General features: G+C 63.1%; 20 protein-coding genes. 11 read left to right on the plus strand and 9 right to left on the minus strand.

What is annotated here, in order from left to right; all coding sequences use genetic code 11:
• Window positions 1-12: 12 nt before the first annotated feature.
• Genes SB822_RS10015 through SB822_RS10040 form a run of 6 tightly spaced genes read left to right on the plus strand, consistent with a single transcriptional unit; the run spans window position 13 to window position 11,048 of the window.
• A complete protein-coding gene (locus SB822_RS10015) occupies window positions 13-2,142 on the plus strand; it encodes a tetratricopeptide repeat protein (protein ID WP_410854555.1) in 2,130 nt (709 codons plus the stop codon).
• Window positions 2,139-4,022, plus strand: a complete 1,884-nt coding sequence (locus tag SB822_RS10020; protein ID WP_410854556.1) for a tetratricopeptide repeat protein — start codon at window positions 2,139-2,141, stop codon at window positions 4,020-4,022. Before SB822_RS10015 ends, SB822_RS10020 begins: the two co-directional genes overlap by 4 nt.
• Window positions 4,019-4,960 carry a UDP-glucuronic acid decarboxylase family protein gene (locus tag SB822_RS10025; protein ID WP_086910668.1) on the plus strand — a complete coding sequence of 314 codons (942 nt, stop codon included), beginning with the start codon at window positions 4,019-4,021 and terminating at the stop codon, window positions 4,958-4,960. Before SB822_RS10020 ends, SB822_RS10025 begins: the two co-directional genes overlap by 4 nt.
• Window positions 4,957-6,162, plus strand: a complete 1,206-nt coding sequence (locus SB822_RS10030) for a class I SAM-dependent methyltransferase (RefSeq protein ID WP_410854557.1) — start codon at window positions 4,957-4,959, stop codon at window positions 6,160-6,162. Before SB822_RS10025 ends, SB822_RS10030 begins: the two co-directional genes overlap by 4 nt.
• A 20-nt stretch (window positions 6,163-6,182) precedes the next feature.
• On the plus strand, window positions 6,183-8,555 hold the full coding sequence (locus tag SB822_RS10035; protein ID WP_410854558.1) for a tetratricopeptide repeat protein: 2,373 nt from the start codon (window positions 6,183-6,185) through the stop codon (window positions 8,553-8,555).
• A 48-nt stretch (window positions 8,556-8,603) separates the two neighbouring features.
• On the plus strand, window positions 8,604-11,048 hold the full coding sequence (locus SB822_RS10040; RefSeq protein ID WP_410854559.1) for a tetratricopeptide repeat protein: 2,445 nt from the start codon (window positions 8,604-8,606) through the stop codon (window positions 11,046-11,048).
• Window positions 11,049-11,213: 165 nt separating this feature from the next.
• Here the strand turns inward: SB822_RS10040 and fliT are convergent, their stop codons facing one another.
• The 3 genes from fliT to SB822_RS10055 form a co-directional block, all read right to left on the minus strand.
• A complete protein-coding gene (gene fliT / locus SB822_RS10045) occupies window positions 11,214-11,507 on the minus strand; it encodes a flagellar protein FliT (protein ID WP_318270942.1) in 294 nt (97 codons plus the stop codon).
• 33 nt (window positions 11,508-11,540) lie between these two features.
• A complete protein-coding gene (gene fliD, locus SB822_RS10050) occupies window positions 11,541-12,974 on the minus strand; it encodes a flagellar filament capping protein FliD (RefSeq protein WP_007581566.1) in 1,434 nt (477 codons plus the stop codon).
• 163 nt (window positions 12,975-13,137) lie between these two features.
• Window positions 13,138-13,956, minus strand: a complete 819-nt coding sequence (locus SB822_RS10055) for a flagellin domain-containing protein (RefSeq protein ID WP_007581564.1) — start codon at window positions 13,954-13,956, stop codon at window positions 13,138-13,140.
• Window positions 13,957-14,198: 242 nt separating this feature from the next.
• Between SB822_RS10055 and SB822_RS10060 the strand changes: the two genes are divergently transcribed.
• Window positions 14,199-15,140, plus strand: coding sequence for an aldo/keto reductase (locus SB822_RS10060; protein WP_410854560.1), 942 nt, complete (start codon window positions 14,199-14,201; stop codon window positions 15,138-15,140).
• Between the two features lie 295 nt (window positions 15,141-15,435).
• Window positions 15,436-15,648 carry a 30S ribosomal protein S21 gene (rpsU, locus tag SB822_RS10065; protein WP_007581560.1) on the plus strand — a complete coding sequence of 71 codons (213 nt, stop codon included), beginning with the start codon at window positions 15,436-15,438 and terminating at the stop codon, window positions 15,646-15,648.
• 157 nt (window positions 15,649-15,805) lie between these two features.
• Here rpsU and SB822_RS10070 read toward each other — a convergent pair whose 3' ends face one another.
• Together SB822_RS10070 and SB822_RS10075 are read right to left on the minus strand one after the other, a co-directional pair.
• Complete coding sequence (locus tag SB822_RS10070) at window positions 15,806-16,231, minus strand: hypothetical protein (protein WP_410854561.1); 426 nt, start codon at window positions 16,229-16,231, stop codon at window positions 15,806-15,808.
• 443 nt (window positions 16,232-16,674) lie between these two features.
• Window positions 16,675-17,277, minus strand: coding sequence for a DNA-3-methyladenine glycosylase I (locus tag SB822_RS10075; RefSeq protein ID WP_410854562.1), 603 nt, complete (start codon window positions 17,275-17,277; stop codon window positions 16,675-16,677).
• A gap of 151 nt (window positions 17,278-17,428) precedes the next feature.
• Here SB822_RS10075 and SB822_RS10080 point away from each other — a divergent pair, with 151 nt between their 5' ends.
• Together SB822_RS10080 and SB822_RS10085 are read left to right on the plus strand one after the other, a co-directional pair.
• Entirely contained in the window at window positions 17,429-18,313 is an 885-nt protein-coding gene (locus SB822_RS10080) for a BadF/BadG/BcrA/BcrD ATPase family protein (RefSeq protein ID WP_410854563.1), read from the plus strand.
• 92 nt (window positions 18,314-18,405) lie between these two features.
• Window positions 18,406-19,227 carry a Cof-type HAD-IIB family hydrolase gene (locus SB822_RS10085; protein ID WP_410854564.1) on the plus strand — a complete coding sequence of 274 codons (822 nt, stop codon included), beginning with the start codon at window positions 18,406-18,408 and terminating at the stop codon, window positions 19,225-19,227.
• A 163-nt stretch (window positions 19,228-19,390) separates the two neighbouring features.
• Here SB822_RS10085 and SB822_RS10090 read toward each other — a convergent pair whose 3' ends face one another.
• A complete protein-coding gene (locus SB822_RS10090) occupies window positions 19,391-19,705 on the minus strand; it encodes a hypothetical protein (protein WP_410854565.1) in 315 nt (104 codons plus the stop codon).
• Between the two features lie 359 nt (window positions 19,706-20,064).
• Window positions 20,065-20,814 carry an aquaporin Z gene (gene aqpZ, locus SB822_RS10095; RefSeq protein ID WP_079498688.1) on the minus strand — a complete coding sequence of 250 codons (750 nt, stop codon included), beginning with the start codon at window positions 20,812-20,814 and terminating at the stop codon, window positions 20,065-20,067.
• Window positions 20,815-21,103: 289 nt separating this feature from the next.
• On the opposite strand from aqpZ, the gene SB822_RS10100 reads away from it, so the two are divergent.
• Window positions 21,104-21,406 carry an H-NS family nucleoid-associated regulatory protein gene (locus SB822_RS10100; protein WP_007581545.1) on the plus strand — a complete coding sequence of 101 codons (303 nt, stop codon included), beginning with the start codon at window positions 21,104-21,106 and terminating at the stop codon, window positions 21,404-21,406.
• 54 nt (window positions 21,407-21,460) lie between these two features.
• On the opposite strand, the gene SB822_RS10105 is transcribed toward SB822_RS10100, so the two are convergent.
• Window positions 21,461-21,613, minus strand: a complete 153-nt coding sequence (locus SB822_RS10105) for a hypothetical protein (RefSeq protein ID WP_165904540.1) — start codon at window positions 21,611-21,613, stop codon at window positions 21,461-21,463.
• Between the two features lie 105 nt (window positions 21,614-21,718).
• Window positions 21,719-22,783, minus strand: a complete 1,065-nt coding sequence (locus SB822_RS10110) for a glycosyltransferase family 4 protein (protein ID WP_410854566.1) — start codon at window positions 22,781-22,783, stop codon at window positions 21,719-21,721.
• Window positions 22,784-23,143 lie beyond the last annotated feature (360 nt).

Genomic DNA, 23,143 nt, shown 5'->3' on the forward strand with positions numbered 1-23,143 from the left:
TCAGGGTCCCCGATGCAAGCGCCTGCCGATCACGAATCTCTCACGAGCGGCGACGTCCAGATGGACGGGACGGCGCACGCGCCGTCGCCGGCTGCGCCCGCATTCGATGCCGCCGCCGCGCTGCACGCCGCGTTCGCGCATCATCAGGCGGGCCGCATGAGCGAAGCGGCTACGCTCTACAAACTGATTCTCCAGCACGACGCCGCGCATGCCGACGCGCTGCACTTTGTCGGCGTGCTCGCCTGCGACGTCGGCAACTTGCCGGCCGGCATCGACCTGATCGAAAAGTCGATCCAGCTGAATCCGAACGCGATCTACCTGAACAACCTCGGCAACATGCGCGGGCGCGCGCGCAATCATCAGGGCGCGATCGCCGCGTATCGCGCGGCGCTGTCGCTCGCGCCCGATTACGCGGAAGCGCACAGCAACCTCGGCCACGCGCTGCGCGAAGCGGGGGATTCGCCGGCCGCGGTCGACAGTTGCACGCACGCGGTCCGGCTCAAGCCGGAGTTTGCGCAAGCGTGGATCAATCTCGGCAACGCGTTGCTGGATCTGGGTAGTGACGAAGGGGCGCTCGACAGCTACATCAAGGCGCTCGCGCTGAATCCGAACGACGCGAACGCGCACAACAACGTCGGCAACATCCTGGAAAAGTACGGCCGCACCGCGAGCGCCGCCGAGGCTTATCAGCGCGCGCTCGCGCTGGAACCGGGACGCGCGTCGTTGCACAACAACCTCGGCAACGTGCTGCGCGATCAGGGCTTGCTCGATCAGGCGACGGCCAGCTACCGGCAGGCTCTCGCGCTCGATCCCGGCTTCGCGCAGGCGCACAGCAATCTGCTGCTGTTGCTCAATACGCGGCCTGATGTGAGCTTGCGCGAGCAGTTCAACGAAGCGCGGGCGTTCGGCGAACATCAGTCGGCGAAGGTGCAGTGCGTCGGGCATATGGCGCGCGCGAGCGAGGCAGAGAAGCGCCTGCGGGTCGGCTTCGTATCCGGCGATCTGAACTCGCATCCCGTCGGCTTTTTCCTCGAAAGCGTGCTCGGTCATCTCGACAGGGCGCGCATCGAACTCGTCGCCTACGCGACGCGCCAGCGCGATGACGCGGTGTCACAGCGCCTGATGCCGCATTTCAGCGCGTGGCACGACATCTCGCGGCTCGACGACGAAACCTGCGCGCTCCGCATCCGCGACGACGCGGTCGATATTCTCGTCGACCTGTCCGGGCACACGAATCACAACCGCCTGCCCGTATTCGCGTGGAAGCCCGCGCCCGTTCAGGCGACGTGGCTCGGCTACTTCGCGACGACGGGCCTTGCGTCGATCGATTACGTGATCGCGGATCGGCACGTCTTGCCATTCGATGAGTCGTCGCAATTCGTCGAAGCGCCGTGGCATCTACCCGACAGTTACCTGTGCTTCACGCCGCCGCCTTTCGATATCGAAGTCGGCGCTCTGCCCGCCGGCGACAACGGCGCGATCACCTTCGGCTGCTTCAACCATCTGGTGAAGCTCAACGATGCCGTCATCGCCTTGTGGTCGCGCGTGCTCGACGCCGTGCCCGGTTCGTGCCTGCTGCTTAAGACGCGCCAGCTCGACGATCCAGCCGTGCAGCGCGCGACACTCGAACGGTTCGCCGCGCACGGCATCGACGGTGCGCGTCTGCTGCTCGAAGGCCAGTCGCCGCGCGCCGAACTTCTCGCGGCATACCAGCGCGTCGACATCGCGCTCGACCCGTTCCCGTATGCGGGTGGCACGACGAGCGTCGAAGCGCTATGGATGGGCGTGCCCGTCCTGACGCGCCGCGGCGAACGCTTTCTGTCGCACGTCGGCGAAAGCATCGTGAACACGACGGGCTTGCCCGAATGGATCGCTGCGGACGACGCAGACTATCTGAGCAAAGCCCTGCGATTCAGCACGCAACGCGATGAGCTGGCAGCGCTCAGAAGCACGTTACGCGAACGCCTGCTGGCTTCGCCGCTATGCGACGCGCCGCGCTTTGCGCGGCATCTCGAAGACGCATTTCACGGCATGTGGGCGCGCCACGCCGCATGCCATCACACCAACGACGGGCTGCCCGCCCAACCGGATCGACATTCATCAGGAGACGCCCGCCAGCACGCGGAGCGCAATTTCGCATGACAGACTTCAATCAGAATCAGAACGGCTCGTGGCAGCGCATTCCGACGCCTGCCAACCTCGGTGCGGCGTCGCAGCCGCAAGCAGCGCCCGACACGGCAGCGCAGGCGCAGGTCGCGTCGATGCTGCAGACGGCCGTCGAGCATCACGAGGCCGAGCGCTTCGACGAAGCGGAAACGCTGTATCGCCAGATTCTCGCGATCGATCCGAACCACGCGGACGCGATGCATCTGCTCGGCCTGATTGCGCACGAGTTCGGCCAGTACCAGACCGCCTGCGATCTGATCATGGCGGCCATCACGCGCAATCCGCAGGCGTTCTATTACTACAACCTCGGCAACGTGATGCAGGCCAACAACCGGCCGGCCGCTGCCGCCGAATGTTTCCGCCAGGCGCTCGTGCTGCAGCCGGAATATGTCGACGCGCACAACAACCTCGGCAACGCGCAGCGCGCGCTGAAGGATCATCACGGCGCCGTGCAGTCGTTCTGCCAGGCCATCAATCTCAAGCCGGATCACGCGCGCGCGTACAACAATCTCGCGAACACGCTGATGGAACTCGACGAGCTCGACGCGGCTATCGAAGCGTGGCGCAACGCGATCGCGCTGCGTCCGGAGTTCGCTGAGCCGCGCAGCAACCTGCTGTTCGCGCTGAACTATAAGCAGCAGACCACGCCGCAAGCGTATCTGGAAGAAGCGCTGCGCTTCGGCGAAGCAATGGAGGCGCGCGCGCAGCCGTTCACGACGTGGCTCGTTGACGCGGGCTCACGCGCGGACCGTCCGCTGCGCGTCGGCATCGTGTCCGGCGATCTGAAGAAGCACCCTGTCGGTTACTTCATCGAAAGCGTGCTCGCGAATCTGGATTCGTCACGCGTACATCTGGTCGCTTACCCGACGCGCGATGTCGAAGACGAACTGACGGCGCGCATCAAGCCGGCGTTCTCCGCGTGGACCAGCCTCGCCGGCGTCAGCGACGAAGCGGCCGCGCAGCGCATCCGCAACGACGGCATCGACATTCTGATCGACGCATCCGGCCACAGCACCTATAACCGCCTGCCGCTTTTCGCATGGAAGCCGGCGCCCGTGCAGGTCAGCTGGCCGGGATACTTCGCGAGCACGGGTGTGCGCGCGATCGACTACATCCTCGGTGACGCGCATGTGCTGCCCGAAGCGGAAGAAGCGCATTTCGTCGAAAAGCCGTGGCGTCTGCCGGACAGCTATCTGTGCTTCACGCCGCCCGCCGATCCCGTCGAAACCGGCACGCTGCCGATGCTCGCGAACGGTCACATCACGTTCGGCTACTTCGGCAACGTGACGAAGGTCACGGATCATGTCGTCGGCGTATGGTCGACGCTTCTGCAGAAAGTGCCCGGCGCGACGCTGTTCCTCAAGTCCGGCCAGTTCGACGACGCGCATGTGCGCGATTCATTCGTGCGCCGCTTCGCGATGCGCGGCGTTCCGGCGTCGCGGCTGATTATCGAAGGGCGCTCGGCGCGCGACGCGTACCTGGCCGCCTACCGCCGTGTCGACATGATGCTGAGCCCGTTCCCGTACGGCGGCGGCACGACGACGGCCGAAGCGTTCTGGATGGGCGTGCCCGTGCTGGTTCGCCACGGCGATCGCTTCGTCACGCACATTGCGGAAACGATGTGCCAAACGGCGGGCCTCGCCGACTGGATCGCCGCCGACGATGCAGCATACATCGACAAAGCCGTCGCCTTTGCCGCGGATCGCGAACGGCTGTCCGCGCTGCGCGGCAATCTGCGCGCGCAACTGCTCGCCTCGCCGCTGTGCGACGCGACGCGCTTCGCGCGCAACCTGGAAGGCGCGCTGCACGGCATGTGGGAGCAGCGCGTCGCGCAGGTCGCAGAGGCGGCGCAGTGAGCGCACAGTCGGTCCTGATTACGGGCGGCGCGGGGTTTCTCGGCTCGCATCTGTGTGACCGGCTGGTGGCAGCCGGTCACGACGTGATGTGCGTCGACAACTTTCACACAGGCAGCAAGCAGACCATTCACCACCTGATCGGCAAGGTGAATTTCGAAGTGATTCGCCATGATGTGTGGCTGCCGCTCTATGTCGAAGCAGACCGCGTGTTCAACATGGCGTGCCCGGCGAGCCCTGTGCATTACCAGAGCGATCCCGTATCGACGGTGAAGACGGCCGTGCTCGGCGCGATCAATATGCTCGGGCTTGCGAAGCGCTGCGGCGCGCGCATCCTTCAGGCATCGACAAGCGAAGTCTACGGCGACGCACAGCAGCATCCGCAGCCGGAAACGTATTGGGGCAACGTGAACCCGAACGGCCCGCGCGCGTGCTACGACGAAGGCAAGCGCTGCGCGGAAACGCTGTTCTTCGACTATCACCGGCAGCACGGCGTCGACATTCGCATCGCGCGAATCTTCAATACGTACGGTCCGCGCATGCGTCCCGACGATGGCCGCGTGGTCTCGAACTTCATCATGCAGGCGCTGCAGGGCGAGCCGATCACGCTTTACGGCGACGGCAGCCAGACGCGCTCGTTCTGCTATGTCGACGATCTGGTCGAAGGCCTGATGCGCCTGATGGATCACGAAGGCGAGCCGGGGCCGTTCAACATCGGCAATCCGAGCGAAATCACGATCCGCGAGCTGGCGGAAACGGTGCTGCGTCTGACGGGCTCGCGCTCGCGCATCGAATATCGGCCGCTGCCGTCGGACGACCCGGTGCAGCGGCGTCCCGACATCGCGAAGGCCCGCCAGCATCTCGACTGGGAGCCGGGCGTGATGCTCGAAGATGGTCTGAAGGAGACCATCGCGTACTTCAAAAAGGTAGTGAAGCAATGAGTTGCGATCTGATCGAAGCGGTTTGCCCCGTTTGCTCGAACACCGTCGCCGCGCGCTTTTTCCCGGCCGGCGAGCAGACTCTGGCGACGCTCGCGTGGCCCGGCTCGGCGGATGCTGCGCAAGCGCTGCCACGCCACGCGCAGGATTTCGTGCAGTGCCCGTCGTGCACGCACGTGTGGAATCACCGCTTCGAGTACGACGCGATTCCGTATCAAAGCAATCCGAACCGGATGTTCAACAACGGCAGCATCTGGAAGGGCCATCTCGCGGACACGCGCGATCTCGTGCTGTCGCGCCTGCCCGATGCGCCGAACGTCGTCGAGATCGGTTGCGGCGAAGGGCACTTCGTGCGCGGACTCGCGCAGGCACGGCCGGGTGGCCGCTTTATCGGTTTCGATCCGAATGCGACGCCTGAGACGGGTTTGGGCGTCGAGTTTCATCCGCGCCTGTTCGAGCCGCTCGCGGATATGAAGGCGTTTCAGCCGGACGCCGTCGTGATTCGCCATGTGCTCGAGCATCTGACGGAACCGGCGCGGCTCCTCGAAGCGCTTGCGTGGGGCGCGGTGTCGACGGGCAAGGACAGCTGGCTATTCGCCGAAGTGCCGTGCATCGACCGCGTGTTCGACACCCAGCGTCTCGCCGACTTCTTCTATGAGCATGTGTCGCACTTCACGACGGAATCGTTCCGTGCGCTGATGTCGCGCGCCGGCGAAATCGTCACGCTCGATCACGGCTACGACGGCGAAGTCGTCTACGCGCTCGTGAAGCTCGGGGTGCCTGCGCATGCGCGCTCGCGCGCGGAAGCCGCGACGCGGTTTGCCGAGCGCACCGTCACGAGCCGCGCGACCATCGCGCAGCAGTTGTCGCAGCTGAGCGCGTCGGGCAAACGCGTCGCGATCTGGGGCGGCACGGGCAAGGCGGCGGCGTTCATCCATCACTTCGGCGCGGATGCCGTGCGCTTTCCGCTCGTCGTCGATTCGGACCCGGGCAAGGTCGGCACCTTCGTGCCCGGCACGGGCCAGCGGATCGAGTTCCGCGACGTGCTGAAGCAGACCGACGTCGAGGTGATCGTGATTCCGACGCAATGGCGGGCCCGCGACATCATCGCCGAGATGACGCGCGAAGGCATCGCGACTAAGAGCGTGATGATCGAGCACGACGGCGGGCTCGTCGATTTCTTCGCGCAGTCGCATCCTTATTGAACGCGGCCGGACGTTTGAATATGCACGACATTCCGAGTCTTTTGAACGCCGCGCTCGCCCACCATCAGGCGGGACGTCTCGCCGATGCGCAGGCGCTTTACGACGCCATTCTGCAGAGCGAGCCCGCGCAATCCGACGCACTGCATTTCTCCGGGCTGCTAGCTTGCCAGACGAATCGCGAGGATGCGGGCATCGCGTTGATGCACGCGTCGATTGCCGCTAATCCAAATGCCGTCTACTACAACAATCTCGGCAACGTGTTGCTCGGACGCCGCCAACTCGGCGAAGCGATTGAAGGCTACCGGCATGCTGTGACGCTGCGCCCCGATTACGCAGAAGCACACAACAACCTCGGCAACGCGCTGCGCGCTGCGGGCGACGCCAACGCGTCGATGCTGAGTTGCGCGAGGGCGATCGAGCTGCGCCCCGGCTATGCGGAGGCCTACAACAATCTCGGCAACGCGCTGAAGGATCTCGGCGATCTCGACAACGCGGTGCTCGCGTACGGGAAGGCTGTGTCGTTCCGGCCCGACTACGCGGACGCGTTCAGCAATCTCGCGCGTGCGCAGGCGGGGCGAGGCAACGCGGACGAGTCGATTGCCGCGTTCCGTCGTGCGATCGCGCTCGATCCGAACCGCGTCGACAGTCACGACAGTCTCGCGACGCTGCTGCATGCGAGCGGCGATGTGGACGCGGCGATCGCCGTACTGCAACGCGCAGCGCGGCTCGATCCTGCCGATGCCGCGCGTCATCGCAAGCTCGCGCAATGGCTGCGGGGCCGCGAGCGCTGGGACGAAGCGGCGCAAGCGTTCACGAGCGCAGTGGAGCTTGCACCCAGCGGCGCATCGGGTTATCTGGACCTGGGCGACACGTACGAGCAGGGCGACAAGCTCGACGCGGCGATCCTCTGCTACCGGACGGCAACTGAACTCGCGCCGCGCGACGGGCACGCGCATCATCGGCTGGCCGTCGCGCTGCTCAAGCAGCGCCGTGCCGATGAAGCGCTCGAGAGCGTGCGAAAAGCGGTTGCGCTGGAACCGCATTCGGCTGTGCCGCACGTGAATCTGGGCGATGTGTTGAGCGTACTCGGCGACGCGGAAGGTGCGATTGCGAGCTACAGGCGCGGCATCGCGCTCGACGGTGAAATGGAACTCGCGCACAACCGGCTGCTGTTCGATCTCGCGACCCACGCGCCGACTCCGCCTTCCGTCACGCTGGCCGCCGCGCGCGAATTCGGCACGCGTATGGCCGCGCGTGCGCGCCGCTGCGAACATCCGACACCGCGAAACGATGGACGCAAGCTGCGCATCGGTTTCGTGTCCGGCGATCTGCAACTGCATCCCGTGGGAATTTTCATCGAATCGGTGATGGAGCATTTCGCGGACGGCAGCTTCGATCTGATCGCCTATTCGACGCGTGCCAAGGAAGACGATATTACGGCGCGCCTGAAACAGCGCTTCACCGCATGGCGCAGCCTCGTGAACGTGCCCGACAATCAGGCCGTGCGAATGATCCGCGACGATCGCATCGACATCCTCGTCGACCTGTCGGGCCATACGGTGCACAACCGCTTGCCCGTATTCGCGTGGAAGCCCGCGCCCGTGCAGGTGAGCTGGCTCGGCTACTTCGGCACGACGGGGTTGAATGAAATCGACTACGTCCTCGGCGATCCACATGTGCTGCCCGCCGATGAAGCGTCGCACTATGTCGAGAAGACGTGGCGGCTGCCCGACAGCTATCTGTGCTTTACGCCGCCCAAAGACGATGTGACAGTCGGCCGGCTGCCGATGACGCTCAATGACCACGTGACCTTCGGCTATTTCGGCAAGCTCGTGAAGATCACGCCCAACGTGATCGTCGAATGGTCACGCATTCTGCATGCGGTGCCGGGTGCGAAGCTGATGATGAAATCGCACGAACTCGGCGCGGAGCATGCGCGCCGCTCGACGCTGGAGCAATTCGCCGGGCAGGGTATCGACGCGTCGCGTCTGATTCTCGAAGGCGGCTCGCCGCGTCACGAGTATCTCGCGTCGTACAACCGCGTCGACATCATGCTGAGTCCGTTTCCGTACCCGGGCGGCACGACGACGGCGGAAGCGCTGTGGATGGGTACGCCCGTGGTCGCGCTCAAGGGCGATCGGTTCGTCACGCATATCTGCGAGAGCGTGCTGAACGCGGCGGGACTCGCCGAATGGATCGCGCGCGACGAAGACGAATACCTCGCGCTGGCCGGCGCGTGGGCCACGCAGCCCGAGCGCCTTGCCGCGTTGCGCGCGGGTTTGCGCGCGCAGACGCTCGCGTCGCCGCTGTGCGATGCGCGGCGCTTCGCGAAGAATCTCAAAGCAGCATTCGAAGGCATGTGGGCGCAGTACACCGAGCCGCAAGCTGCATGACGCGAGGCGGGCACGCTCGTCCCGTCTCCGAAGAACCAAAGGATCACAGTGGATCACGCTAACCTTCTCAACACCGCGCTCGCGCATCATCAGGCCGGCCGGCTCGCCGAAGCCAAGGCGATCTACGACGAGATCCTGCGCGTCAATCCGCGGCATTCGGATGCGCTGCATTTTCTCGGGCTGCTCGCCTGCCAGATTCAACAGCACGAAGCAGGCATCACGCTGATGCGCCAGTCGATCGCGATTCTGCCGAACGCGATTTACCACAACAACCTCGGCAACGCTTTGCGCGAGCACGGCCAGCTGAAGCAGGCGATCGACAGTTATCGCGAGGCTGTGGCGCTTAATCCGGGTTACGCGGAAGCGCACAACAATCTCGGCAACGCGCTGCGCGAAGATCGTCAGCCGGATGCGGCGATGCGCAGCAGCGCACAAGCCATCGAATTGCGGCCCGGTTACGCCGAAGCGTACAACAACCTCGGCAACGCGCTGAAGGATCTCGGCGAGGCCGATAGCGCGGTGCTCGCGTATCGCAAGGCGATTTCGTTCAGGCGCGACTACGCGGATGCTCACAACAACCTCGGCAACGCGCTGATGGAGCAGGGCAAGTACGACGAGGCGATCGACAGCTATCGCAGCGCGATTGCGCTCGATTCGAACCGCGCGCTGATGCACAACAGTCTCGGCACGCTGCTGCTCGCGCGCGGCGAACTCGCCGAGGCGGCAGCGAGCCTTCGCAGGGCGGTCGAGCTCGACCCCGATCGGCCCGGTGTGCACAACAATCTGGCCAACACGCTGCGCGACATGGGTGAGCGCGAAGCCGCAGCCGTGCATTATTCGAAGGCGATGCAGCTCGCGCAGGCGATCGTCGATTCCTGGCTGGGCGGCGCGGCAATGGCAACATCCATAGCGCGCGTCCAGTCGGGCGAGCCGCGCATGACGCTGGCCGAAGCCTATGCGACGCTCGGCAATGCGTGGTACGGACTCTTTCGCTACGAGGAAGCGATCGACAGTTATCGGCGCTCGGTCGCGCTCGCTGACGACGATGCCGAAGTGCATCACAACCTCGCGGTCGCGTATCTGAGGACAGAACACCCAGGCGAGGCGCTGCACTACGCGCGCAAGGCGCTCGAGCTGAAGGATGGCTCGTCGCGGATGCACATCAACCTCGGCGACGTGTTGCGCTCGCTGGGCGAACTCGACGCAGCCGCGAGCAGCTATCGGAGCGCGATTGAACGGTCGCCCGATGCCGACGTCGCGCACACAGCGTTGCTGTTTTGCGAGGCCAGCATGTCGCAGCGGCCCGTCAGCGACTATCTCGCCGATGCCGTCTATTTCGGCGAGCGTATCGCTGCCAATGTCACGCCGTTCACGCACACGCGCGCGCCGCGCGGCAAACGACCTTTGCGCGTCGGCTTCGTGTCGGGCGATCTGCGCACGCATCCCGTCGGCATCTTCACCGAAAGCGTACTGCGTCACATCGATGCGTCACGAGTCGAACTGATCGCGTACCAGACCAACGACATCGAAGACGAAATCACGCAACGTCTGAAGCCGCTCTTTGACGTCTGGACACCGTTATGGAAGCTCTCTCGCGACGCCGCTGCGCAGCGCATCTTCGATGACGGCGTCGACATCCTGCTCGACATGGCGGGCCATACGGCATTCAACCGCCTGCCCGTGTTCGCGATGAAGCCGGCGCCCATCCAGGTGACGTGGCTTGGCTTTTTCGCATCGACAGGTATCGCGCAAATCGACTATGTGCTCGGCGATCGCTACGTGCTGCCGCCCGAAGAAGCGCATCACTTCATCGAAAAGCCATGGCGTCTGCCCGATGGCTATCTGTGCATGACGCCGCCGGAGTGCGATGTTCCCGTTGGTCCGCTGCCCATGCGAGTCAATGGCTTCGTCACGTTCGGCTATCTCGGCAAGCTCGCGAAGATGACGGATGACGTGCTCGATCTGTGGACCCGTGTATTGCGCGAGGTGCCCGGCTCACGTCTGCTCGTCAAGGCGCACGAACTCGACCGGAAGCATGCCGTCGACGCAACGCTTCAGCGCGTCGCGGAGCGTGGGATCGACGCGTCGCGACTCATCCTCGAAGGTGGATCGACGCGCAACGAATACTTCAAGACGTACCATCGCGTCGACATTGTGCTCAGTCCTTTCCCGTATCCGGGCGGCACGACGACGGCGGAAGCACTGTGGATGGGCTTGCCCGTGGTGGCGATGAAGGGCGACCGCTTCGTCGGCCATATCTGCGAGAGCGTGCTGCATTCCGCCGGCTTCGGCGAATGGATCTGCGACGATCAGGCTGGTTACGTCGAAAAGATCTGTGAACTGGCGGCCAATGTCGATGCGCTGGCGACACTGCGCGCCGGCATGCGCGAGCATGTGCTCGCCTCTGCAATGTGCGATGCGCGGAGATTCGCGAGCAACTTCGTCGACGCGCTGGAAGGAATGTGGCGCGTCTACGAGGAAGGCGCCAGCTAAGGCCGACTCTGGAAACTGCGATCGCGCCCGTGCGGCGCAATCGCAATCTTCACGCCTCGCCATGCCTCGCGCAGGCAAAAAAAAAAGCTGCATCGCTGCAGCTTTATCAATCCGCGCATTTCTTTTTTTTGGACTACGTCGCGCGGCGTTCTTCAGTTCGATTACTTAGAGCATGCCCGTCGAGTGATACAGGCTCACCGACTTGATGCGCCGGAGCGCATCGCCGTGCCGCTCGGTAAGACGGTCCATGCCGGTGCGGGTCTGCTGGCTGATGCCGGCGTCGATGCGCTGGATCGCGCGGATCTTGTCCAGCGCTTCCGGCGTCTGCTCCGGGCGCAGCGACATCAGCAGCGGCGAGCGCTCTTCGACGATCGCCGACGCACGCGCCCAGTCTTGTTGCGAAACCGCACTTTCGAGAGCGTGGGTCAGGTCGAGTGCGCGAGTCAGCGAATCGTTCATCACAGGTTCCATTGAGCGGGGTGTCTGTCCGCGTTACTTCGAGTTCAGCGAGCCTGTCAGGCCGCCGCCGCCGAACAGCTGGTTCAGGTAGGCCGTGTTGTTCGCCATCGTCGACATCAGGGTGTTCAGTGCCGTGAACTGCGCGTTGTATTGATCGGTCAGCGTGCTCTGATAGTTCGTGAGCTGCGTCGCCTGATCCGACAGATTGCTCAGGTCGGTGTTCAGGGCCTGCGTGCGCTGATCGATCGTGCCGCTCGTCTGCGTGTACGTGTTGATGAACGAGTTCAGCGTCGTGCCGATACCGTTCGTCTTGTTGAACACGGCCGCGACGGCCGAGCTGTTGCTCGTCAGCGCGGTCTGCAGCGCGGTCGAGTCGACCGACAGCGTGCCGTCGTGCTGCAGGTTGATACCGATCGACGACAGGCTGAACGTCTTGCCGCCGACGGTGACCCCGCCGCCGATCAGGCCGCCAAGACCGTTTGTGATCGTGTTCGTCATCGCGTCGCCGAGCAGCGCGCCCGCTTGCGAGCCCGTCGCCTGCGTCGGGTCCCAGGTCAGGCCCGTTTCGGTCGTGATGTAGTTGTTGTACGCGGTGACGAAATCGTTGATGGCCTTCGTCGAGGCCGTCGTGTCGTTGGTGATCGAGATCGTCTGCGTGCTGTTTGCCGACGCACCCGAGATGTCGATGCTCACGCCCGTGAGCGCCGACGTGATCGTGTTGCTGGCGCTCGTGATCGTGTTGCCGTCGAGCGAGAGCGTGGCGTCCTTGCCGGCCGCGACCTGCGTGAAGCTGGCCGTGTTCAGACCCGAATCGAGGCCTGCGCCTGCGGAAACCGTCACGTTGTTGGCCGCGCCCGTCTGCTTCGACGTCAAGACCAGATGCTGGCCGTCCGCTGCCGTGATGACGGCCGCCGATACGCCAGGATTGTTGTTTGCCGAGTTGATCGCGTTGGCGACGTCCGACAGCGAATCGGTCGATGCAACGCTGATCTGCATCGAGCTGCTGCCTACGCCGACGGTCAGCGTACCCGTGCCGAGGCTTGCGCCCGACGCGTAAGCCTGCGAGGAAATCTTGTTGGCCGTCGCGATGTTGGTGACGGCGAGTGTGTAGTTGCCGGCCACCGCGCCTTTGCTCGGGTCGGCCGTTGCCGTGACACCCGTGCCCGTGCCGCCGAGAGCGACCGCGAGCTGGTTGAGCGCCGTGCCGTCCGACAGGCCGCTCAACGCGGTCTGCAGCGACGAAAGCGCCGATTTGATCTTACCGATTGCGGACAGCTCTGCGTTGTCCGAATTCTGCTTAGTCGTGATTTGCGACGATTGAGCCGCCGTTTTCGCCGTTACGAGCGCTGACACCAGCGAGTTGACATCGAGGGTCGACTTGGTCGAGCCGCTGATAATGGACTGCGCCGCCTGCTGTAGCAGAGAAGTGATGTCAGCTGACGAATTCGAAGTCGACGTGGTGGTCATGCGGGTGCTCCGATTGGCGAAACAGGATGCTGTTTATTCGTGGCTTGTAAATGCATGATGGGAGGCGAACCTCCCAACCATGCGATCCAGTTACGTACCGAAGCCGGGCGCGAGCCGCGGCTTCGGGGTGCGGCGCCGTGCTGCGCGCCGCTAGTCGTCACTCTTACTGGAGGAGCTTCAGAACCTGTTGCGGCATCGAGTTCGCTTGCGCGAGCACCGAGATACCAGCTTGCTGCAGAACTTGAGCCTTCGACAGGTTCGCCGTTTCCGTCGCGAAGTCTGCGTCGGTGATCTGCGAACGTGCTGCGCTCATGTTCGTTGCTTGCGTGTTCGTCGTCGAGATTGCTGCCGAGAACGTGTTCTGCGTTGCACCCAGCGTTGCCTGGAAGGTGTTGACGCTCGTCAGCACGCTGTCGATCGTGCTCATTGCTGCCTGTGCGCCCGAAGCCGTCGAAACCGACACGCCGCTCACGCCGAGGTTGCCTGCATCCCACTTCTGCGTGCCGAAGTTAGCCGTGATCTGCTGGCCGTTGAATGCGCCGATCTGGAAGTTGACCGAGCCGATGCCGTTCAGGACCGATTGGCCGTTGAACGTCGTTTGTTGCGCGACGCGGGTGATTTCCGTCAGACGGGTCGAGACTTCCGACTGGAGGTTAGCCAGTGCGTTCGAGTCGAGCGAGCCGTCGCCTGCTTCAACTGCCAGCTGGCGGATACGTTGCAGGTTGTCGACGATCGATTGCAGCGCGCCGTTCGTGGTTTGCACCATCGAAATGCCGTTGTTCGCGTTTGCAGCACCTTGCGTCAGTGCGTTGATCGAAGCCGTTTGCGACGTCGAGATCGCGAGACCTGCCGCGTCGTCAGCAGCGGAATTCACACGCTTGCCCGACGACAGGCGGTTGATCGCCTGCGACAGTGCGCTTTGCGAACCCGACAGGTTGTTCTGCGCGGTCAGCGAAGCGATGTTGGTGTTGATGTTCAGCATTTTGCGTCCTCGTTTTTAAAACGCCTCGGATGGAGAGGCTGTTTTGGCTCGGCGTCGCGCTTGACGTGTGCATTGCGTCGCCGCCTGTCCTGGTTGACGGCGTGGTCAGAAGAAAACTTTAGGGGCGATCTCGCGAAATTTGGGGGCGCATGGGTGCGGCGCGGGTACGCGCGGGGGCGTCTGTGACGAATGTCAAGACGGCGTATCCTTGTTGGCCCGCTTTCTTTGCTCGTGGAGATGTCATGCAGAAACGCAATCTCGGCACGTCGCAATTGCAGGTCGCGCCGCTGATGTTCGGTGGGAATGTGTTCGGCTGGACGGCCGACGAAGCGACGTCGTTCTCCATCCTCGACGCGTTCGCCGACGCCGGCCTGAATTTCATCGACACCGCCGACGTCTATTCCGCCTGGGTGCCGAACAACCACGGCGGCGAGTCGGAGACGATCATCGGCAAGTGGTTCGCGAAGTCGGGCAAGCGCGACAGGATCGTGCTGTCGACCAAGGTCGGCATGCTGGGAAGCCGCAAGGGATTGTCGGCGGGCAACATCCGCGCGGCTGTCGAAGACTCGCTGCGGCGTCTGCAGACGGACTATATCGACGTGTATTTCTCGCATCTCGACGACGAGGAGACGCCGCTCGCGGAAACGCTGGGCGCGTATCAGCAGCTGGTCGAAGCGGGCAAGGTGCGGGTGATCGGCGCGTCGAACTACGGCGGCGCGCGCTTGCAGGAAGCGCTGCAGATCGCGCGGGACAACGGCCTGCCGCAATATCAGGTGATCCAGCCGGAGTACAACCTGTACGACCGCGCGGCCTACGAAACTGATCTCGAACCCGTTGCGCTCGCCGCGCGGCTGGGCGTCGTCTGCTATTACAGCCTCGCGAGCGGCTTTCTGTCGGGCAAGTACCGTTCGCGCGACGATCTGTCGAAAAGCGCGCGCGGCCGCAAGGTCGAGGGTTATCTGAATGACCGCGGCTTCGCGATCCTCGATGCACTCGACGAAGTGGCGCAGCGGCATGGCAGCACACCCGCCTCGGTGGCGCTCGCATGGCTGATTGCGCGGCCGAGTATCACGGCGCCGATCGCCAGCGCGACGTCGGTCAAACAGCTGGAAAGTCTTGTCGCGGCAGTGCATCTGACGCTCACCGACGCGGATTTGCGCATATTGAACGACGCAAGTGCCTGAACGGTATCGCTAAAATGCTGGTCTGAAAGCGAATTTCCTGGTATGATCGGGAGTGAATTGAGATCTTTGCTCGTTTCGTCATGGGTTGCTGGTGGCGAAACGCTAGCTAGGCGCGGCGCCGCAACGTGCGCTGCCCGCGTTTCGCGGTGAACTCCCACCTCTCTTTTCCGGCCTCCGTGGCCGCATTGCCTCTCGTTTTCAGTTGTGCTTCGCCAGTCTGAAACGACCGGAGGGCCGGCGCGTGTGTGGGTTGACCGCCACGCCATTAACCGTATCAAGCGTATTTAGGAATTACATGACGACGATTCTTCTGAAGGAAAACGAGCCGTTCGAAGTGGCAATCCGCCGCTTCCGCCGCGCAATCGAAAAGAATGGCCTGATCGCAGAACTGCGTGAGCGCCAGGCATACGAAAAGCCGACGACGGCACGTAAGCGCAAAAAGGCAGCTGCAGTGAAGCGCCTGCACAAGCGCCTGCGCAGCCAGATGCTGCCGAAGAAGCTGCACTAAGCACGCTTCCTCCGGTACGCGAAAGCACGCCAACGGCGGTGTGAGCTTCGAAAGAAGCCACACCGCCGTTTTTCATTTGTGGGCTTTGGTTCGCTCGCCGGACACCGGACATGGCGCGCGAAGCTTCGCGCGCTGACGCCGCTCGTGAGGCTAAAGGTCAGGCGGCTGTTTTAACGCGTTCGTCGGAAAGGACGAATTGGCGGGCGATCGAGCGTAGCCGGTCGCGCCATTCCCAAGTCCCGAAAACGTCGTGCACGTTTTGCAGGCAACTGAGCAATTCGACGGTGACGGGATCGTAGATGTTCAGGCGCGAACGCAATAGCGCCTTCTTCAGCGCGGCCATGCCGACGTCCATGTACATGGGCGTATCAGATGGCGTCTTGCCGACGTATCGCACGGGAATGCCTTCCATCGCGGTCATGTAGTCGCGCGGATGGATAAAACTACCGACCGGGCAGCCGCCGCAATAACCGCGGTAGGCGCCGCCACCGCGCGGCAGCAGCGCCGCGCGGCCCTGGCCGAACAGATGTTCGACTGCCCGGTCGAAAATTTCCTGATGTGTCAGGAAGTTATGATTTTTCATGTTGGTCTCCCCCCGCGCACTGCGCAGCGGTCATTCGTTTCTGGTGCAATCGCCGACAGTATTCCGTGACGTGCTCACGCCCGAAGCCGCGACGAGAGCATCATTTGCCGCCCAATTCACGGCTTGCGAAGCGCACGCCCTGCACCAGCGACGCCGCCGACGCCCGGCTGACTATCCCCGTCCGGAGGTGCGTCGAACGACATCGCATACATTAGTTATAACGAGCGGAATGCGGTAAAGGTCAGCCGTTGTGTTGGCTAGCGCTCAATGCGCGCATGGACGGCCGTCGCTCCGCTCGTCAACCTCTGTTCGAGGCCTTGCGGGAAGCGGGTTTGCGGGTGACGCTATGCAGCAGGCCACGCCCGTTCGAGCCGGGCGCGATGATGCCATGTGTTGCAACGGCGCGACACATACGCACAACCCATCGGAACAAGCCGCACTCGTCACTTCGCGCTCTTCTTGCGGCCTTTCTTCCCGAGCAGGGCGCACCGCGAATAGCAGGCGCAATCGGTCTGATGGTCGTTGACCATACCGACTGCCTGCATGAACGCGTAGCAGATGGTTGTGCCCACAAATTTGCAGCCATAGCCTTTGAGCGCTTTGCTGAGCGCGTCCGACACCTCCGTCGACGCCGGCGCATGCGTGTAGCTCGTCCAGGCGTTCTGGATCGGCGTGTTGTCGACGAACGACCACACGAAATTCGCTAGCGAACCATGCTCCGTCTGAATCTGCCTGACGGCTTTGGCATTGAGGACCGTCGACTCGATCTTGCCGCGATGGCGCACGATGTCTTCGTCGAGCACGAGCGCGTCGATCTTTTTCGCCGAGTAGCGGGCGACCTCGTCGATGTCGAAGTTCGAGAAGGCGCGCCGGTATCCGGCGCGTTTGTTCAGAATCGTCGACCACGAAAGCCCGGCCTGCGCGCCTTCGAGCACCAGCATCTCGAACAGATGCTGGTCATTGCGAGAAGGGACGCCCCATTCGGTGTCGTGATAGTGTGCGAGCGCTTCGCTCGTCGTCGCCCAGTTGCATCGCTGCTCCGCCACGTTCAGGCTCCTGCATGGTTGGTTGATCGCCCGTCTGTCGGGCCACGCCAGCATAGCGGAACGGGTTGCGGCCGCAACCTGGCCGATCGGCTAATTGTCGCGGGCGAAAAGACCTGCCACGCTATGCGGTAACACATCAATGAGCATATCGATGAATCAAGACCTCTATCTGATCGGCGTCGACGGTGGCGGCACCGGCACGCGCGTCGTGCTGGCGAACGCCGAAGGGCAGGAACTCGCGCAAGGCGCGGCGGGGCCATCCGGCCTTGCGTTGGGCGTCGAGCGCGCGTGGGACGCGATTCTGGCCGCGAGCGCGCAAGCGTGCGAGCGCGCCGGCATCGCCGCCGACTGGCCGCGCTTCGTTTTCGGCTGCGGGCTCGCGGGCGTCAACAACCGCGACTGGCTGGCGGCATTTCGCGCGAAGGCGCCGGCGCTCGCGGGCCTCGCGATCGAAAGCGACGCCTATTCGACCTTGCTCGGCGCGCACGGCGGCGAGCCGGGTGTGATCGTCGCGCTGGGAACGGGCAGCGTCGCGGCGGTGCTGGACCGCGACGGTCAAAGCCGCATGGTCGCCGGCTACGGCTATCCGTCTGCCGATGAGGCCGGCGGCGCCTGGCTCGGCCTGCGCGCCATCGTGCATGCGCAGCAGGCGCTCGACGGCCGCGTTCCCGCCGACGAACTCTCGCAGGCATTGATCAAGCACGTCGGCGCGACCGATCGCGACGGGCTGGTGGTCTGGCTGTGCGACGCGAACCAGACGGCTTACGCGAGCCTAGCGCCCGTCGTCGTCGCGCATCGCGAGCATCCGTTTGCCGCCCGGCTGCTCCGCGAAGCCGGTCAGGAGATCGGCAAGATGATTGCGGCGCTCGACCCGTCCGGAACCTTGCCTGTCGCGCTGTGCGGCGGGCTGGGCAAGCCGCTGAGCGAGTATGTGCCCGCGCCTTATCGCGAGCGCCTGCGGGCGCCTCTCTCGGATTCGGCGCACGGCGCGCTGCAGATGGCTCGGCGGGAGGCCGCGCAGATCGGCGACGCATGACGGGCGAAACACATGGGAGCGGCCGGAAACGGAAAGCGCCGCGCCAAGAGGCGATAAAATAGACGTTTTCCGATGCCGTCTGCCGCCCGCCCATGTACAAAGTCATCGCCAGCGATCTGGATGGAACGCTGCTGAACAGCAACCATCAGGTGGACCCCTTCACGATCAGCACGGTGCGCACGCTCGAAGCGCAAGGCATACATATCGTGATCGCGACGGGGCGCCACTATAGCGACGTCGCGGGAATTCGCGATGTGCTGGGTATCCGGCCATATCTGATCACGTCGAACGGCGCGCGAGTCCATTCGCCCGACGACGAAATGATCTTCGCCGACGATCTTCAGGCGAACGTGGTCCAGCAACTGGTGAAGCCGGAGATCGCGGGCGAGCATGGGCGCGTGATCGTCAATCTGTTCGCCGACCGGGAATGGCTGATCGATCGCGACGCGCCTGAGCTGTTGCGCTATCACCAGGACTCGGGCTTCACCTACAACGTGACCGATCTGCAGCAGCACGACGGCGCGGATATCGCGAAAGCGCTGTATATAGGCGATCCCAAAGATCTTGCCGTGATCGCGACCAACCTCGAGCGCACGTTTGGCGAGGCGCTTTACGTCACGTACTCGTTGCCGGACTGTCTGGAGGTGATGACGGCGAACGTATCGAAGGGGCGCGCGCTGCAGTTCGTGCTCGACCGGCTGAATGTTCCGGCGGCGAGGTGCGTTGCGTTCGGCGATAACATGAACGACATCGACATGCTCGAAACGGCGGGCCATCCGTTCATGATGAACAACGCGAATCCCGATCTCATCAAGCGTCTGCCGAATGTGCCGCGTATCGGCAATAACTTCGAAGCGGGCGTCGCGCACCATCTGCGCAAGCTGTTCGAACTGGACGACGAACTGACGGCGTAAATCCCGCGCGTCGAATGCACATGGCGCGGCTCCTGTCAGGGGCCGCGCCATGCTGAAGTGAAGGCGACTAAGCCAGACGAAAGTCTGAAGCCAGCAGGCGCAACAATAAGACGATTTACGCCGCCAAAGCCGGCTGCTTAGTCACGCTTCTTAGTCACGCTTCTTAGTCACGATAGCCGCCCCGGTGGTTGTCGTTCCCACGGTAGCCATTGTTGTTATCCCAACGGTTGCCATGATCCCAGCGGCCGCGATCCCAACCGCGGTCATGTCGATAGTCGTCGTAGCGGCGGTCTCCCCAATACCGGTTGCCGTAGTACACCGGCTGCGGCGCGGGCGCGACGTACGCGGGCGCGACGTAAGCAGGGGCAGGCGTCCCGAGCGACAAGCCGATGCTCAGATTCGTGTGCGCCTGTGCGACACCGCATGCGCCAGCGGCGAGGCCAACTGCAACGAGCATGTGAGTGACGATGCGCTTCATTGTGATTCTCCTGTGGATGCGGCGTGTTCGCCGTACAGGTTCAATCTACGCGTCTCCGGCGAGCGGCACTGCGACAGGATGTTACGAAGTGAAAGCATGCAATGCCGCGTATCAGGTGGATTGCGGCATTCGCGCAATGCTTTGCTGATGGCGCTTTACGGGCGCCCGGCAGTTGCCCATATAGCGCGGAGCGGAGCGAGGCGTGCCTTTCAAAAAGCTAAATCGCTTCTTCAATAGCGATGAATGCGGCCGTAAACCAGCCTTACATTTGAACCATCTATTAATGCTGGAAGGGCCCCACGAAAACGACAACGGGGCGCCGACGCACCCCGTTTTCACCCAGACCGGATAGCCAGCAATCAGGCCGTCACGCGTACGCGTTCCACGTCCGTGGCATGCCGGGCATCGCCAGCCACCAGCGGATAAACGATAGCGGCGATCACGGCGCCGAGAATCGGCGCGACCCAGAAGAGCCACAACTGGTCGACGGCAGCGCCGCCGACGAACAGCGCCGGCCCCGTCGATCGCGCCGGATTCACCGACGTATTCGTGACGGGAATCGAGATCAGATGGATCAGCGTGAGGCACAGGCCGATTGCGATCGGCGCAAAACCGGCGGGAGCGCGCTTGTCCGTCGCGCCGAGAATCACGAACAGGAAGAAGGCCGTCATCACCGTTTCGCAGACGAAAGCAGCCGGCAGCGCGTAATGGCCCGGCGAGCGGTCGCCATAACCGTTACTCGCGAAACCGCTCGCGACCAGATGGAAGTCCGGATTGCCCGAAGCGATGACCGACAGCACATACGCGCCGAACACGGCGCCCAGCACCTGCGCGACGATATACGGGACAAGGTCGCGCGCCGGGAACCGGCCGGCGACAGTCAGGCCGACGCTCACGGCCGGATTCAGATGGCAGCCGGAGATATGCCCGATGGCGTAGGCCATGGTCAGGACGGTCAGGCCGAAAGCGAGCGAAACGCCCACGAAGCCGATGCCGAGCCCGTGAACGGGACCGGCGAAATTTGCTGCAAGGACGGCGCTGCCGCAGCCTCCGAGTACGAGCCAGAAGGTGCCGAACAGCTCCGCCGCGAGGCGCTTGGAGAGGTTCATCGTGTGCAATCCTAATAAGTACGGGGATTCAAGGACGAGAGCGCACGCGCTACCCGGCACTTGGGAGCGCAAATTTTAAGCAACGTTGCACAAATGGACTGTCAAGAATTGTCATTCACGAACGCGGAATTATTTCGTGATAAAAGTCCACCGGTTTGAACGATTCAGTGCCGCTTTATAAATACTCAGACGAAAACTTTTGATAACGCGGTATTAGCCGCCATTGCGAATTTCGTTAGCACCGGCTAATCTCCGTGCTAACCACTTTTAGAAAAAGAGGGGAGCCCAAATGTCACAATACGCAGATCTCAAGGCGCAAATTGCCCGCTTGCAGCAGGAAGCGGACGAAGCGCGCCGTAGTGAAGTAGGCAATGTGATTGCCGAAATCCGCCAGAAAATCGCCGAATACGGCCTTAACGCGCATGACCTGGGTTTTGCCGAGGCGGCTCGCCGCGGACGCCCGCCCAAAAAGGCGCCGTTGCCAGCGAAATATCAGGATCCGAAGTCGGGCAACACGTGGAGCGGCCGGGGAAAGCCGCCCAAGTGGATTGCCGGCAAGAACCGCGAGCGCTTTCTGATCGGACAGGCCTAATTAGGGGAAACGGCGAAAGCCGCCTGAAGGCGATCTGGCGAAATTCGCCGCCTTTCAGATTCTGTTAATGCGCGGTAAGCCGTCTGAAGCGGGGATAGCTTCATTCGGTAAAAGCGCATTGCGGCGCATTGAAGAAAGCGCTTCCATTGCCGATCCGGTTCCGAACGCCGGAAAAGAAAAAGCCGCCTGGGGAGGCGGCTTTTTCATGTGAGAGGCGCAATAACTGTCTTTGAATGACAGCGCAAACGTTCAAGTGAACAAATTACGCAATATGTCGCAGCATCGGCAGAGTTGACCTGTGCAATCCGGCGATCAACCCACTGCCACGCGGCGCAGCATCGGACGGCGCGTCGCTTCCAGCATCGCCGAATAGCTGTCGACATAGTTCTGCGCCATGATCTTCGAGCTGAAACGGCGTTCGAACTGCGCGCGGATTTCCGTGCGCGACAGGTCATCGATACGTTGCAGCGCGGCCACGGCGCCCTGCACGTCTTCGCAGATGAAGCCCGTCACGCCGTGGTCGATCACTTCCGGCACCGAACCACGGTTGAACGCGATCACGGGCGTGCCGCAAGCCATCGACTCGATCATCACGAGGCCGAACGGCTCCGACCAGTCGATCGGGAACAGCAGCGCCTTCGCGCCCGACAGGAATTCCGGCTTCTGCGCCTCGTTGATCTCGCCGATGAACTCGACGTGCGCCATTGACAGCAACGGCTCGATTTCCGTCTTGAAGTATTCCTGATCGACCTTGTCCACCTTGGCGGCGATCTTCAGCGGCAGACCGCTTTGCGCGGCGATCTTGATGGCTGTATCGACGCGCTTTTCCGGACAGATCCGACCCAGGAACGCGAGATATTCCGGCTTCTTGTGCGTTTGCGGCGTAAGCAGCTGCTCCGGCAGGCCGTGATAGATCGTGTTGAGCCAGTTGGCCTGCTGCAGCGGCAGACGCTGCGAATCCGAAATCGAGATCACGGGCGCATCGGTGAACGTGTCGAACACCGGTTGCAGCTCCGGCAGGTCCAGACGGCCGTGCAGCGTGGTCACGAACGGCGTGTCCAGCGTCGAAAAGAGCGGGAACGGCAGATAGTCGAGGTGGAAGTGCACCACGTCGAACTCGTGCGCGACCTTGCGCACCTTCTCGAGCAGCAGCATGTGCGGGGCGAGCGCGTCGCGGATCGTCGGATCCAGACGCAGCGCGCGCGGCCACGACGCTTCGAGTTTCGCGGAGGTCACCGAATCGCCGCTCGCGAAGAGCGTCACATCGTGGCCCAGGTCGACCAGCGCCTCGGTCAGATACGACACGACGCGTTCTGTGCCGCCATAGAGTTTCGGTGGGACAGCTTCATACAACGGTGCGATTTGTGCGATTCGCATGGGTGATCTCCTTATGCAAAGCAAAGGGCTTTGCGCTGTGCTGCCTGCGTGTGGCAAGAAGCGGAAAGCCTGTCGGACGGTGGGCGCGGTGTGCCGCCGCCCGGGGCAGGAAGCCCAATGGGGTTATCCCTAGGTGCCATTATCGGGATCGCTGGCGCTAATTCGAGCTATTTTTCAAACACTTAATGTTGTTACAGCGCGAAACATGATGCGTAACAACTCCGCGGATGCTGCCGGAAACCTCGCAGCGACGGGCATCGAGGCAATATCCGCCGCACTTCGGGTCGATTGACGCAGCATGTTGCGCAGTCAATTCGTCGGATCAAATGGTGCGCTGCCGAACATACCGCTGCGAAATTC

The sequence above is a fragment of the Paraburkholderia sp. SIMBA_054 genome (assembly GCF_046534875.1).
Classification (GTDB): Bacteria; Pseudomonadota; Gammaproteobacteria; order Burkholderiales; family Burkholderiaceae; genus Paraburkholderia; species Paraburkholderia hospita.

Excerpts from the sequence above, each read along its gene's own strand:
- SB822_RS10015 (WP_410854555.1), top strand. The coding sequence starts at position 13 with ATGCAAGCGCCTGCCGATCACGAATCTCTCACGAGCGGCGACGTCCAG.
- SB822_RS10020 (WP_410854556.1), top strand. The coding sequence starts at position 2,139 with ATGACAGACTTCAATCAGAATCAGAACGGCTCGTGGCAGCGCATTCCG.
- SB822_RS10030 (WP_410854557.1), top strand. The coding sequence starts at position 4,957 with ATGAGTTGCGATCTGATCGAAGCGGTTTGCCCCGTTTGCTCGAACACC.
- SB822_RS10035 (WP_410854558.1), top strand. The coding sequence starts at position 6,183 with ATGCACGACATTCCGAGTCTTTTGAACGCCGCGCTCGCCCACCATCAG.
- fliT (WP_318270942.1), bottom strand. The coding sequence starts at position 11,507 with ATGAACGATTCGCTGACTCGCGCACTCGACCTGACCCACGCTCTCGAA.
- fliD (WP_007581566.1), bottom strand. The coding sequence starts at position 12,974 with ATGACCACCACGTCGACTTCGAATTCGTCAGCTGACATCACTTCTCTG.
- SB822_RS10055 (WP_007581564.1), bottom strand. The coding sequence starts at position 13,956 with ATGCTGAACATCAACACCAACATCGCTTCGCTGACCGCGCAGAACAAC.
- SB822_RS10060 (WP_410854560.1), top strand. The coding sequence starts at position 14,199 with ATGCAGAAACGCAATCTCGGCACGTCGCAATTGCAGGTCGCGCCGCTG.
- rpsU (WP_007581560.1), top strand. The coding sequence starts at position 15,436 with ATGACGACGATTCTTCTGAAGGAAAACGAGCCGTTCGAAGTGGCAATC.
- SB822_RS10070 (WP_410854561.1), bottom strand. The coding sequence starts at position 16,231 with ATGAAAAATCATAACTTCCTGACACATCAGGAAATTTTCGACCGGGCA.
- SB822_RS10080 (WP_410854563.1), top strand. The coding sequence starts at position 17,429 with ATGAATCAAGACCTCTATCTGATCGGCGTCGACGGTGGCGGCACCGGC.
- SB822_RS10085 (WP_410854564.1), top strand. The coding sequence starts at position 18,406 with ATGTACAAAGTCATCGCCAGCGATCTGGATGGAACGCTGCTGAACAGC.
- SB822_RS10090 (WP_410854565.1), bottom strand. The coding sequence starts at position 19,705 with ATGAAGCGCATCGTCACTCACATGCTCGTTGCAGTTGGCCTCGCCGCT.
- aqpZ (WP_079498688.1), bottom strand. The coding sequence starts at position 20,814 with ATGAACCTCTCCAAGCGCCTCGCGGCGGAGCTGTTCGGCACCTTCTGG.
- SB822_RS10100 (WP_007581545.1), top strand. The coding sequence starts at position 21,104 with ATGTCACAATACGCAGATCTCAAGGCGCAAATTGCCCGCTTGCAGCAG.
- SB822_RS10105 (WP_165904540.1), bottom strand. The coding sequence starts at position 21,613 with ATGAAAAAGCCGCCTCCCCAGGCGGCTTTTTCTTTTCCGGCGTTCGGA.
- SB822_RS10110 (WP_410854566.1), bottom strand. The coding sequence starts at position 22,783 with ATGCGAATCGCACAAATCGCACCGTTGTATGAAGCTGTCCCACCGAAA.